Origin of the sequence: Bdellovibrio sp. HCB185ZH (genome assembly GCF_047302455.1) — a bacterium.
GTDB lineage: Bacteria > Bdellovibrionota > Bdellovibrionia > Bdellovibrionales > Bdellovibrionaceae > Bdellovibrio.
Window position 1 is genome coordinate 2,997,568 of record NZ_CP178624.1, and the last position, 13,079, is coordinate 3,010,646.

The window sequence follows — 13,079 nt, forward strand, 5'->3', positions numbered from 1 at the left end:
GAAGTTCTAGGAAGGAACTAAGTGTCAGGGGAAAACGACAGCGAAAAAACCGAATCGGCAACGGATGCCAGACGGGAAGAATTTCGCAAGCAAGGAAATGTTGCACAGTCAAAGGAGTTGGCTACAGCAGTATTGTTGTTGGCTGCTTCCGGTGGCGTCTATGCCTTGGGTCGTTTCTTTTTCAAAAACTTTTATGACCTTTTCCACTATTCCTTCGGTCCCGACATGGTTTCGACCATTCGTTCCGGGAACTTCACTGAAGCTCTTCGTATCAACGGAGAGAAAGCTTTGATTCTTATTGCGCCTGTGATGGGTATTGCGGGTTTGTTAGGTGTGGCTGCAACAGTAGCCCAAATCGGTTTCTTGCAAGTTGAAGATGCATTGACTCCGGATCCAAACAAACTCAATCCCGTCGAAGGCATGAAACGTGTGATGAGTCTTCGCGCTGTCATGGAAGCCGTGAAAGGTATCCTGAAAATGGGCGCGATCGGAATGGTTTTGTATTTCTTGTTACGTGGCGAAGTTCATCAAATTCCTTATTTGATGAGTTTCTCGATTGAACAAATCTGCACTTACATTGGTGGCATCGTCGCAAAACTTTTGGGCGGCGTGGGTGGAGTGATGTTGGTTCTGGCTGGAGCTGACTACTTCTATCAACGTTGGGACCTTGAAAAGAAAATGATGATGACCAAACAAGAAGTGAAGGAAGAGCACAAACAGCGCGAGGGTGATCCTATGATCAAATCGCGCATTCGTCGTATCCAAAGGGAAATGGCCTCAAAACGAATGATGGCTGAAATCCCTAAGGCTGACGTTGTGATCACGAACCCGACACACATCGCAGTTGTTTTGAAATACTCAGACAACTTGCCGGCACCTCAGGTGGTAGCGATGGGTGCGGATGTCGTGGCAGAGAATATTAAGGCTCTAGCAAGAGAGCACAATATTCCGATTGTTGAGAATAAACCACTGGCTCGCACGATCTTTAAAACCATGAAGATCGGACAGGTGATTCCAAGGGATCTATTTGTCGCGGTGGCCGAAGTGCTTTCATATGTTTACCGACTACGTAGGAAGAAAAGATAATGGAAGATGTTTTTCAGTTTTTAAAAAGATTCGAAAAGTATACTAAGAATACGGATCTTTTTATTGCGTTCGGTATCCTGGCAATCCTGGCGGTGATGATCATTCCATTGCCTCCAATGCTTTTGGATATCTCACTTACATTCTCCCTGGCGATCAGTATCCTGATCCTGCTTGTAAGTATCTATACTCAAAGAGCCCTTGATTTCACATCTTTCCCATCGCTGCTGTTGATGACGACGTTATTCCGTCTGTCCTTGAACGTAGCAACAACTCGTTTGATTTTGACTCACGGACACGAAGGTGAAAAAGCCGCCGGTGATGTGATCGCCTCGTTTGCAAATTTCGTTGTCGGCGGTAACTACGTCATCGGTTTCATCATGTTTGCGATCCTGATCGTTATCAACTTCATGGTAATCACCAAGGGTTCTGGGCGCGTAGCCGAAGTCGCTGCACGTTTCACTTTGGATGCGATGCCAGGTAAGCAGATGTCGATCGACGCGGAATTGAACGCGGGTCACATCACAGAAGCTGAAGCTCGTAAACGCCGTCGTCAGATTGAACAAGAAGCTGACTTTTATGGTGCGATGGACGGTGCTTCCAAGTTCGTACGTGGTGATGCGATCGCGGGTATTATTATTACTTTGATCAATATCCTGGGTGGTTTGGCAATTGGTGTGATCCAAAAAGGTTTGGATGTGGGTACGGCTGCCAAGTACTACACGATGTTGACGATCGGTGACGGTTTGCTTGCGCAGATTCCGGCACTTATCATTTCTACCGCTGCCGGTACGATCGTTACCCGTACTTCGAATTCAGATAAAGACATGGGTGCTGAGGTTACAAGCCAACTTTTGGTCAACCCTCGTGCTGTCATGATTTCTGGTGGTGTATTGATCCTTATGGGTATCATCCCGGGTCTGCCGACAATTCCATTCTTGTTCATGGGTGGATTGTTGTGCGGTGTTTCTTGGGTTATCAAAAAATTCAAAGCGGAATCTGCAGCGGCAGAAAAGAAAGCTTTGGAAACTCAAGCCATTGCTCCGAAAAAAGAAAATATCGAAAGTATGCTTCCCGTCGACATGGTGGAATTGGAAGTTGGTTATGGTTTGATCAGTATTGTCGAGTCTGACCAATCTGGCGACTTGCTTGAACGTATCGTCAGCATCCGTAAGCAATTTGCGTTGGATCTGGGGATCGTGGTTCCAAGTATTCATATCCGCGATAACTTGCAGTTGGCGCCGGGTGAGTACCGCGTGATGATCAAAGGCAATCGTGTGGGCGGTGGTACTCTTCGTCCAGAAGCGATGCTTGCCATGGATCCAGGAAATGTTTCTGATCCTATCGATGGTATTAAAACGAAAGAACCTGCATTCGGTCTGGATGCTCTTTGGATTTCTCCAAACCGCAAAGAAGACGCAGAAATTGCTGGATACACAGTGGTGGACTTGCCAACAGTTATGGCCACTCACTTGACGGAAATCATCCGCTCCCATGCTCATGAGTTGTTGGGTCGTCAGGAAGCGGCTTCCTTGGTTGAGAACTTTAAAAAATCTCATCCTAAAGTTGTCGAAGAACTTATCCCGGATCTTATGTCCTTGGGTTCTGTGGTTCGCGTTATGCAGGGGCTTCTTAAAGAACAGGTTTCCATTCGTAATTTGCTTACGATCTTTGAGACGCTTGCAGACGAAGCTCCACGTACAAAAGATATTGAAGTTCTTACGGAAAGTGTTCGTAGGTCCCTGGCTCGCGGTATCACCGCAAAATACACTACTGATCAAGGTAACATCCCTGTGATGACCTTGCATCCGGTGATCGAGGAATTGATTGCGAATTCTTTGTTGCAGACAGAGCAGGGCGTGCAGTTGGTGATGGATCCAAATACGGCGCATCGCTTGATCAATGAGATCGCGCGTGCGGTTGAAAACCATCCGGAAGTGGCAAGTCAGCCGATTCTGCTGACCAGCCCGACTTCTCGTAGACATATTTACAAACTGACTTCGCGTTTTATCCCTCAGTTGGTTGTGCTTTCGCACAATGAATTGACGTCAGATGCGGATGTTCAATCAGTTGCGTTAGTGGAGATGAGCCATGCAGGTTAAGAAATTTGAAGCACGTACCATGAAGGAAGCTTTGGAGATGGTTAAGACCCAGCTGGGTCCTGACGCCATCATCCTCTCTGCCCGCGACAACAACAAAAGCTTCGGCTTGGTGGGTGAGGGAAGTGTAGAAATCACTGCCGCTGTCTCCGAAGAGACTTTGCAAAAAAAGAAATTTGCAGAATCCAAATTGCGTGAGCAGGATCGTCAAAGATTCCAGGCCAGCACCGCTCGTCAGCAAAAAGAGCTGATCACCAAAATGGTGGAAAAGCATGTGCAGAAGAACCAACCGCCTGCGCAAATCACGCAACGTCGTTACATCGATATCGAAGATGAAAATGAATACGCTCGTCAGCAGAAAATGTCAGAGGAGAGAGTTAAGAACGCAGCTCAGCGTGCTTTGCACGCTTTCCAGGAGCAAGAGCAAAACTTTGCACCTAAAAAAGCAGCTCCTGTAAAACCGGCAGCCGCTCCGGCACCAGCGAAGCCTGCAGGTGAATCACCGGAAATCATTGCTTTGAAAAGCGAGATCGCAAACTTGCGCCAGGTGATCACACAGTTCCAACAAATGCCGCAATCCTTCGTGGGTGCGCATCCGGGTGCTGATTTCGGTATTTCTTACGATTTAAGCTCTATCTTTGAAAAGCTGACTCGTTCGGGAATGGCTCCAGAGATCGCGGCTGACATTTTGACGCAAACTCAAGAGACACTGCCACCTCTGAAAATCAAAAACAAAGCATTGGTAGAAGCCTTTGTTGCTCGCCGTGTGTTGGATGCTATCAAAATCGCACAAAATCCGACGGCAGGAAAAATTCACTGCTTCGTAGGTCCCGCAGGCAGCGGTAAAACTTCAGCGCTGATTAAAATGGCGAGCCACATGGTGGTTCGTGAACGCAAGAAAGTTGCGATCTTCACAACAGACACATTCAAAGTGGGTGCGGCTGATCAAATGAAGATCTATGCGCAAATCCTGAATGTTCCGTTCTCGGTGATTCGCAATCAAAACGACTGGCACAATCTGATGCGCTATTTGGCGAATGTAGATTGCGTGTTAGTGGACTTTGCGGGTCTAAGCCTTAAAAACAATGAAGAAATCAATCTTTTGCGCAGCATTTTGCCGCCACAAGCTTTGAATGCCAACATCCACTTGACGATGTCGGCGAATACGAAAGACGTCGATGCGATTGAATTAGGTCGTCGTTATTCTGTGTTGGGTTATAAAGACGTGGTGTTCACATCTTTGGATGAATCCACTCAGCACGGGACAATTTACAATTTCATGAAGCGATTTGATATTCCTCTTCACTCTTTCGGTATTGGTTCGCGCGTTCCTGAAGATTTCGAATTCGCGACGAAAGAGCGTTTGTTGGATCTTATTTTCAATATCACTAAATTCAAACAACAGGATTCTGAGGCCGTATGAGTCGTTTAAATACTTTTGATTTATACCGCACAAGAACAATCAGCATCACATCCGGTAAGGGTGGTGTTGGTAAGACAACTTTGGTGGCCAATCTTGCATTAAGCCTGGCGCAAAAAGGTAAGAAGGTTTTAATTCTGGATGGAGACTTGGGGATGGCGAACGTGGATATCATGTTCGGCGCAAAAAGCCAGGGCAGCATTCATGATATCATCGCCGGCCGCAAAGAGATGAAAGACATTCTTTTGGAAGTTTCTAAAGATGTCTTTTTGATTCCTGGTGGCAGCGGAATCGTTGAGTTCAATAATCTGAATCATTTCGAAAGACGTGCGATGGTGGAAGCCATCAGCTCATTGCCGATGGGCTTTGACTATCTGTTAATTGATACCGCGCCGGGTATCGCAGAAAATGTTTTGTTCCTGAATTCTGCAGCTCAGTCGGTGAGTGTGGTAATCACACCTGACCCTTCCAGCTTTGCAGATGCCTATGCTCTTATTAAAGTTTTAAACAAACAATACAAAGTGAATCACTTCTCCATCGTCTGCAATCAGGTGCGTGATGAAGAAGAAGGGATAAATCTTTATAAGCGCTTCAACGATGTTGTGAACCGCTTCCTATACATTGGTCTTGATTACTGGGGCTCAGTTCCAAACGACGCGGTGTTGAGAAAAGCAACACAAATGCAGCGTCTCATTGTGAGACACGATGTGGGAGCTGAATCATCCAAGGCAATTCGTCAAATTTCTGCGCAGATCGAAAAATCCTCCAAGCTAATTGAAGCTAATGGCGGAATGCAGATGTTCTGGGATCAAGTGGTGGGTTTCGCTTAAATGGAATCCTAGTCCGCCACAGAATTGGACTTTCAGCGCATAGGGCTGTTTGCTAACATAGACTTCAAGAGGGATAAATATGGGGAAAAATGCGGCATTGTTGAAGAAGTACAAGGATGAGCCACGTCAGCTCGCGCCGACTAAAAAAGACGACCTAATTAAAGAATACGCTCCACTCATTAAATTTATCGCTCAGAAGATCGCCGTTAGACTTCCCTCTAACATCGAATTGGATGACTTGATTTCTGCGGGTGTTATCGGCTTGATGGATGCCATCGAGAAATACGATTCTACTCGTGATAATAAATTTAAAACATATGCTGAGTTCCGTATCCGTGGTGCCATCCTGGATGAACTTCGCGCTCAAGACTGGGTTCCTCGTTCTATTCGTGATAAAGCAAAATTGCTTGATCGTACAATGGTACAATTGGAAGCAGATTTGGGTCGTACTGCGACTGATGAAGAAGTGGCAAAAGCCCTTAACATCAATATCGACGAATTCCATGATTTGGTAAATCAAGTTCGCCCTGTCAGCTTGCTACCAATCGACCAAGCAACTACTTTCAGTAACACCGACAAAAAATCCATCATGGATATTTTGGAAGGTTCTCGTACTAACAGCCCTTTCAATCAGTTGAATGTTAAAAACATCAAAGAAGTTGTAGCGACAGCAATCGAAGAACTTCCAGAGAGACAACGCCTGGTTCTTTCTCTTTATTACTATGAAGATTTGAACTTGAAAGAGATCGGTCAAGTATTGCGCGTGACTGAATCCCGCGTTTCTCAGTTGCACGCTCAAGCAGTGACTCGCCTTCGTGCGAAATTGGCTGCGACGATCGGTGCTGGAGAGTTGGAAGTCGCTTAGTTCCCTGATTCTAATTTTTTAAGAAATACTAAACGCCGTGCTAAACCCACGGCGTTTTTTGTGGAACGTACAGAATTGAATCGCAGTGCCCTTCATGATTCCGCTCCAAATTGATTCTTCCCCATGGATAAACTAAGATGATTTATCTGGGGAGTGAGTATGCTAGGAACTCTTTTGCTATTGGGCGGTTTCGCTTTAGCGGACGCTCCTAAATCCACGGTCGGTACCAACGCGAGTAAAGTGGACTTTGTCAAGAAGCGATTGCCACCTATCTGAAAGAAAACTTTCCTAAATATTCTCTGGTGAAAAATTCTGTTCAGTTAGCAGAATGTCCCGAACTCTATCAACAAACGGGTGCCTTGGTTGCCAACATGGCCGAAACAGGACAAGGCGACTGCAACGAAGTGATGTTCAAACTGTATTCTCCCGGCGGCGTTATAAAAACCGGACGCCTGATTTTGAATACTGAAAATAAATATCGCCGCATCATGGGAATCGTGAAGAAAGAATCGCTGATTCCCAAGTTTGATTTTATCTACAGAGAAAGTTCTGATGAAAAAACCAAAAAGCCGATTTACATGGGACTTCATCCATTGAAAGAACTCACTTCCGAAGAGGAAGATTCCGTGGAAAAATTCTTTAGCCTGCAGTTGGATAAACCAACTGGGGCACCGAAGATGCATATTACCAGCCGAAAGCAGGGCGGGACACGCTAGACTCCTGACAAACAACAAGTCCCGGAATTCTACTCAGACATGTGCTACAATTCATATATGAAGGAGGCCATTATGAGAATTCTAAAGGTACTTCTCACAGCTTTGATTCTATCTGCATCATCTTACGCGTTCGCAGCTCCTGAACCTTCTCGATCATCCACTTTGATGAGTGATGATGGATCTGCAGCCCAAACGCAGACGACTTCCCGCAGACCTTCCAGCGTGTTTAAACAGCCGGGCATCTTGCCTTGTCCTGATCAATCCCAAATGACGAAAATGAATGATCTGGCGAGACTTGAAAACCACAGTCGGGATTGCCACCCTTCGACTGACGGAGCCTTAAGAGTTGAACCCGATCGTCCAGATGGTGAAGTTCAAGGTTCTGAGGTTCCTGCACAATTCGAATAAATTTCTGGTGGCAAAAGGGCCAACAGATTTTTCTTGTGCAAGGAACTTGGAGTTTGTCTTGAAACAGCCTGAATGTGAGTGAGTGATTTCAGGCACGCTCGAGTAGTATTAAATGCATGAGAACAGCAATACAAATAATCACGGTCTTAATGGGTTTCTTCTTAATCTTCCAAGCCACAGCAGCGCAAGCAGCAGTCGAATTAAAAGGCGACGGTTTTCAAAAGCTCAGCGGCAATTTTCAAGATCACGAATTGCAGGTCGGCTGGGCAGAACCCATCAAAAAAATGAAATGTAGATTGAAAAGCCACGTGGCAGTCGATGATTTCTCGGGCCGCGCGGCAAATAAAATGAAGGCCATGACAAGCTTGGAGTGGAAGTTTTAGTTACTCTTCTTCTTCCATTTTGGCTTTGATTTTTTTCATCAAGCGCGCTTCCATCTGACGGACAGCTTCACGCGTGATGCCGTACTTCTCACCGATCTCCTGCAACGTCAGAGGCTCATCGTTTAAGATACGCTCATCCAGAATGATTTTCTCGCGATCGGAGAGCTCGGGACGAATTTCTTCGATTTTCTGTTTTAAAATATCCAGCTGTTCTTCGCGTGCGAGTTGCTCGTCCAGGGGTTGATCGCTGGAGCCTTTTTGCAGATCTCCCAAGCTGGTGCCGGAGTCATCATCCACGGGCTTATCCAAGCTGACATCACGACCTGACATGCGCATCGCCATATCACGGACTTCGTCTTCAGGGATTCCCAGGCGGGAGCTGATCAAAGCAGTTGTCGGCTCGACACCCATGGCATCCAGCGCGTTTTTTTCTTTTTGCAATTGATAAAAAAGTTTTCTTTGGTTTTGCGTTGTTCCGATTCGCACCATCGAATACTGACGCATCAGATACTCTTGAATATATCCTTTGATCCACCACACGGCATAAGTGATCAGACGGGCACCTTTGTAAGGGTTGAACTCGCGCACGGCATGCATCAAGCCCACGTTGCCTTCTTGAATCAGATCGATCATCTTCGCACCGAATTTGGAATACTCCGCCGCGACTTTAACCACAAAGCGCAAATTCGATTTCACCAAAGCCTGAGCAGCCTCGGGATCTTTGGTTTCAAAATACTTTTTAGCAAGAGCGATTTCTTCTTCTTTGGTCAGAACTTTGTATTTGCGGATCTCATTCAAATACATCACCAAAGGATCGGAAGATGTTAGGGCTTTAGAGCTATCGACACTTGGAAGTTTGACGGACTCTTCAGTTTCGTTGAGTTCATCAATGTCTTCATCATGAGAAGAGGGAACCGCATAAGCTTTATCCGCTTCAGCATGCTCCAGGGAATCGGAAGATTCGTCCTCAACGATTTCTGCGACAACGTTCTTGGGCTCAACTTTTTCTTTTGCTGATTTTTTGGTTTCTTTGGCAGGTGCTTTTTTAGGCGCAGGTTTTGCGGGACTGGCTTCTTTCGAAGCCGCCTTTACCTTTTTGTCCTTCTCGGAAGAAGTTTTTGCCTTGGTTTTTGCCATAGTCCCTTTTTTGTTTTCAGGAATTAAGCCAGATACTTAGCAAGCTTGCGCTCTAAAGTTTCCTGAACCTTACCCTTGAATGGAGTCAGCATCAATGGCAGATCCACCACAACTGATACCTTACTGCCATTACCCGCAGCAGCAACGTTCATGTCAGCTTTGAATTGGGAGCCATTAAGTTTGCAACTCATCGTTCCATCACTGAAATCGCACTTCAATTTGGGATCGAATTTTCTGATATCAAGGTCATTTGCCAAAAATTCTTTTATTTTTTTGTAGGCTTCGGGAGCCGATTGCGAAGAATCGTGATTTATCGTGAACTTAGGCATTTTGGGGTCCTTTCTTACGTTCTGCTTTTTGAGTATATCGCTTCGTGGCGGCGGAGGGGAAGCTTTAAGGCAGGGGGCCTTCTTGCTTCGGACAGTCCTCGCTCGAGTGATTATATGATTTTAGCTAGGCTTTGGGCTCGCTGTGGAACTCGCAATAAGTCCCCCTGCCTTAAAGCTTCCCTCCTCGTCGAGTGTTTATTCAAATACAGAAGTCCTCAGGTCCATTGTCTTCGATCGCGAAATTCTGGTTCAGTTTGGCCAGGTGAAGTTGCGGAGTTATTGCAGATTTTTGGCTTTGCTTTGAAATCTGGAAAGTGAAGTGTGTGGGTGCGTTGGGTTTTGACCTTTTTTGGGGGAAATGAGAGTATTTTTGAATGCTTGGGGTGATTCTGGGCATTCTTTCCTTTTTGATAAGGGTTATCCATGAAATTTGTTAAGGATCTGAAGAGAACTGATTATTGCGGTAAAATGACTGCAGCTAATGTTGGGCAGAAAGTTGTTGTGATGGGTTGGGTCGATGTTCGACGCGATCACGGGAACTTGGTGTTCATTGATTTGCGCGATCGTGAAGGTATCGTGCAAGTAGTTCTTGATCCTAATAAAGCAGAAACATCTTCTTCTAAAAATCTTCGTGGCGAATTTGTTGTCGCAGTTGAAGGTGTGGTTCGTGCGCGTCCTGACGGCATGAAAAATACAAAAATCAAAACCGGCGAGATCGAGATTGAAGCCACTCGCTGTGAGATTTTGAATGAGTCTGCGGTGCCTCCATTCCAGGCGGGCGATAGCAACGTGAACGAAATGCTTCGCCTGAAATACCGTTATTTAGATTTGCGCACGCAACGTTTGCAATCTCACCTGATCACTCGTCACAAAGTGGCGCAAGTGGTTCGTCGTTTCTTGTCTGATAACGGCTTCCTTGAAGTGGAAACTCCGATCCTTTATAAATCCACTCCAGAAGGAGCTCGTGACTATTTGGTTCCTTCTCGTGTGAACCAAGGAACTTTCTATGCGTTGCCACAGTCTCCGCAAACCTTGAAACAGCTTTTGATGATCGGTGGTTATGACCGTTACTTCCAAATCGCTCGTTGCTTCCGTGACGAAGATTTGCGCGCGGACCGTCAACCTGAATTCTCACAAATCGATATGGAAATGTCTTTCATTGATCAAGAAGACATCATGGCGATGAATGAAAGAATGCTTCGCACGATTTGGAAAGAGATCAAAGGCATCGACGTTGGGGAAATCCCTCGCATGACTTACCAGGATGCGATGGACCGTTACGGTATCGATAAACCCGACACGCGTTTTGGAATGGAAATCAAAGATTTGAAATCCATTGTGACCGGATCCGGGTTTAAAGTATTTGACGACGTTCTTTCTCGTGAGGGGATCGTTCGTGGTATCGCTGTTCCTAAAGGTGGCGCTTATTCTCGTGGTCAATTTGACAAACTGACGGATATGGCGAAACGTGCAGGAGCAAAAGGTTTGGTGTGGATCAAATCTGAAGCCGATGGTGCATTGACCTCGCCGGTATCTAAATTCTTTACACCAGAAAAATTGGCAGAGATCTTTGCAGCTACTGGCGCCCAAAAAGGTGACTGTGCGTTGATCGTCGGTGATGAATTCGATATCGCTTGCGCGGCACTTTCAACATTGCGTCTGCACTTGGGTAAAGAATTGAACTTGATCGATAGCAAATCATATAAGTTCTTGTGGGTCGTGGACTTCCCACTTCTTGAGTACTCTCCAGATGAAAAGCGCTGGGTGGCTCGTCATCATCCGTTCACTTCGCCTAAGGACGAGTCTTTTGATGACTTGTTAGGTACGAACGAAGCGGCTTACGGTAAGATCTTGGCGAAAGCATACGACCTGGTTTGTAACGGTTACGAAATGGGTGGCGGATCTATCCGTATCTATCGTAACGAAATTCAACAGGCGATGTTCCGCCTTCTGGGGATGAGCAAAGAAGAAACCGAACACAAATTTGGATTCTTCCTGGAAGCCTTGAAATACGGAACTCCTCCACATGGCGGTATCGCATGGGGCTTGGACCGTTTGGTTATGCTTTTGTGTGAAACAGATGCTATCCGTGAAGTGATTGCATTCCCGAAAACGGCGAAAGCGACGGACTTGATGGCAGATTGTCCAAGTGAAGTGAAAAACGATCAGCTGGCAGAAGTCGGTGTTCGTTTAAGCGCACTTGCAGAAAAAACGCTGGCAGATAAAGCCAAAGGTGGAGCAAAAGAGAACGAAGCCTAAGGGTTTCGCTCTCTAGTTCGTGACCGTGATATTACCGGAAGTGGTTAGGATGTGAATCTTAGCCACTTGGTCCGGAGAAGTGGCCGCCGCAGGATTCATCTGCGCATGATTATCGATCTTGCCGATCTCTGACTTCAATTCAAATTCGTAAATCTGATTTTTATCGACGACAAATTCTATATCACCGCTATGCGAACGAAGTTGCACTGTGCCCGTGTATTTTTCAGGAAGGTAAACGGACGCCTCAAGTTTTGATTCTGACTCGTCGGTATATTCTTCGCCATTGATGTTCATGTGAATCCAATGTGTCGACATGGGCTCATGAAGTTCGATATTGAGAACTCCTTGATCTGTGATCTGACTGACAAACGGACCTTTTTCAAATCGGGGAGCTTTGCCCTCGACCAACACCTTTAATGTTGAGCCATTGTATGTTCGCACATGAATTTGCATGCGATTGCTTTGCACCTGGATGGTTTGAACTCCTTGCAGGAAATATTCTTCCTGCTCTTTGTGATCCTCGCCCTCAGCAAAGTGTTTAGTGACTTTATTAAAAGCAGTGAAGATCGAATTCGGATTGTAAACCGTGTATCCGATGAGAATTATCATCGAGCCGACAAAAATAAAAAAGAGGGCAATTGCGCCCATGATCAGCTTCTTCAACATGACTTCATATTTATCACATTGAAAATGACAAAGAAACGTAATTGAATAAGAGACAGATCTTCCACAGGAGTTACCTCATGCAAAGAGTTTTGCCCGAAACGACCTTAGAAAAAAACATGATGTGCATGGGTGCGGTTTTTATTGAAGAAAACTTTCTTTTGGACGATCTGTACGAAATCATTGGTTCCGATTTGGTTGAAGGTCAGGAACTGGCAGGGGACGTCAAAGAGCAGGTCCTTGAAGAAGTGGGCGAGTACTTTTTCCGACTGGATATGAACTGGGGCGACGAGATCAAAGCCGATTGTATCGAAATTCTGCAGGATTATTGGGGAGTTAAAAGTCGTGAAGATGCCCTGAAGAATCTGGAAGATATACGTCAACAGGGACACCGGGTAAAATTCAATGTTTTGCGCGGTATCGTTCCAGCGGATGGAAACTTGGATCATCACACCCTGGAAAAATTCAAACAGGTATTTACTTTTGATTTCAGCGAAGATAAACCCGCGCAAATTTCTGATGAAGATATTCGTAAACTTGCACAATGGTTTCAAAGAACACATAAATTCTTGGGGCAAAATGGCATCCTTGCCTGGGATGCGGCTCGCTTTGTCCATCTAGCGCGCTTGAGTTTTGTTGCGGGATATTTAAACGACAACGAGGCGTGGGCTGAAATCCTTAAAATGGCTCCCATCGCCGATGACAAATTTCACAATTGGATGGAGTTTTCTCAAAGCTTTTTGATCGGCCGAACCTTTTGGTCGGGCAGTGAAGATCCTCAGGTGAAAAAAATCTGCGAAAGACTCTTGGGTCATCCTGCAAGTCCTTGGAATTTCTATCCGCTTTCTTAAACGGGCCTGACCTAGGTCCAGAAAACCATTGCAGGT

At 45.7% G+C, this 13,079-nt stretch carries 13 protein-coding genes; 10 read left to right on the forward strand and 3 right to left on the reverse strand.

Going from position 1 to position 13,079, the window contains the following annotated elements; all coding sequences use genetic code 11:
* Window positions 1-21: 21 nt before the first annotated feature.
* The 8 genes from flhB to ACLSU7_RS14710 all read left to right on the forward strand — a co-directional run bounded on the left by flhB (window position 22) and on the right by ACLSU7_RS14710 (window position 7,804).
* Complete coding sequence (gene flhB, locus ACLSU7_RS14675; protein ID WP_413292664.1) at window positions 22-1,086, forward strand: flagellar biosynthesis protein FlhB; 1,065 nt, start codon at window positions 22-24, stop codon at window positions 1,084-1,086.
* The gene (gene flhA, locus ACLSU7_RS14680) at window positions 1,086-3,185 is read left to right on the forward strand and encodes a flagellar biosynthesis protein FlhA (protein WP_413292665.1); all 2,100 of its coding nucleotides are present in this window, start codon (window positions 1,086-1,088) and stop codon (window positions 3,183-3,185) included. Before flhB ends, flhA begins: the two co-directional genes overlap by 1 nt.
* A complete protein-coding gene (flhF, locus tag ACLSU7_RS14685; RefSeq protein ID WP_413292666.1) occupies window positions 3,175-4,605 on the forward strand; it encodes a flagellar biosynthesis protein FlhF in 1,431 nt (476 codons plus the stop codon). Before flhA ends, flhF begins: the two co-directional genes overlap by 11 nt.
* Entirely contained in the window at window positions 4,602-5,432 is an 831-nt protein-coding gene (locus tag ACLSU7_RS14690; protein ID WP_413292667.1) for a MinD/ParA family protein, read from the forward strand. The genes flhF and ACLSU7_RS14690 overlap by 4 nt, the downstream gene beginning before the upstream one ends.
* 79 nt (window positions 5,433-5,511) lie before the next feature.
* Complete coding sequence (locus tag ACLSU7_RS14695) at window positions 5,512-6,297, forward strand: FliA/WhiG family RNA polymerase sigma factor (protein WP_413292668.1); 786 nt, start codon at window positions 5,512-5,514, stop codon at window positions 6,295-6,297.
* A 302-nt stretch (window positions 6,298-6,599) separates the two neighbouring features.
* Window positions 6,600-7,013 (forward strand): hypothetical protein, encoded by a 414-nt coding sequence (locus ACLSU7_RS14700; protein WP_413292669.1) that lies wholly within the window; start codon window positions 6,600-6,602, stop codon window positions 7,011-7,013.
* Between the two features lie 72 nt (window positions 7,014-7,085).
* Complete coding sequence (locus ACLSU7_RS14705) at window positions 7,086-7,421, forward strand: hypothetical protein (protein ID WP_413292670.1); 336 nt, start codon at window positions 7,086-7,088, stop codon at window positions 7,419-7,421.
* A gap of 116 nt (window positions 7,422-7,537) precedes the next feature.
* Window positions 7,538-7,804 (forward strand): hypothetical protein, encoded by a 267-nt coding sequence (locus ACLSU7_RS14710; protein WP_413292671.1) that lies wholly within the window; start codon window positions 7,538-7,540, stop codon window positions 7,802-7,804.
* On the opposite strand, the gene ACLSU7_RS14715 is transcribed toward ACLSU7_RS14710, so the two are convergent.
* Both ACLSU7_RS14715 and ACLSU7_RS14720 read right to left on the reverse strand, forming a co-directional pair.
* Window positions 7,805-8,941 carry an RNA polymerase factor sigma-32 gene (locus ACLSU7_RS14715; protein ID WP_413292672.1) on the reverse strand — a complete coding sequence of 379 codons (1,137 nt, stop codon included), beginning with the start codon at window positions 8,939-8,941 and terminating at the stop codon, window positions 7,805-7,807.
* A 23-nt stretch (window positions 8,942-8,964) separates the two neighbouring features.
* A complete protein-coding gene (locus ACLSU7_RS14720; protein ID WP_413292673.1) occupies window positions 8,965-9,270 on the reverse strand; it encodes a polyhydroxyalkanoic acid system family protein in 306 nt (101 codons plus the stop codon).
* A 423-nt stretch (window positions 9,271-9,693) separates the two neighbouring features.
* On the opposite strand from ACLSU7_RS14720, the gene aspS reads away from it, so the two are divergent.
* Window positions 9,694-11,529: an aspartate--tRNA ligase gene (gene aspS, locus ACLSU7_RS14725; protein WP_413292674.1), complete on the forward strand. Its 1,836-nt coding sequence runs from the start codon at window positions 9,694-9,696 to the stop codon at window positions 11,527-11,529.
* A gap of 12 nt (window positions 11,530-11,541) precedes the next feature.
* Here aspS and ACLSU7_RS14730 read toward each other — a convergent pair whose 3' ends face one another.
* Window positions 11,542-12,195, reverse strand: a complete 654-nt coding sequence (locus ACLSU7_RS14730) for a DUF4097 family beta strand repeat-containing protein (RefSeq protein WP_413292675.1) — start codon at window positions 12,193-12,195, stop codon at window positions 11,542-11,544.
* Between the two features lie 77 nt (window positions 12,196-12,272).
* Between ACLSU7_RS14730 and ACLSU7_RS14735 the strand changes: the two genes are divergently transcribed.
* Complete coding sequence (locus tag ACLSU7_RS14735; protein ID WP_413292676.1) at window positions 12,273-13,043, forward strand: DUF1266 domain-containing protein; 771 nt, start codon at window positions 12,273-12,275, stop codon at window positions 13,041-13,043.
* Window positions 13,044-13,079: the final 36 nt, after the last annotated feature.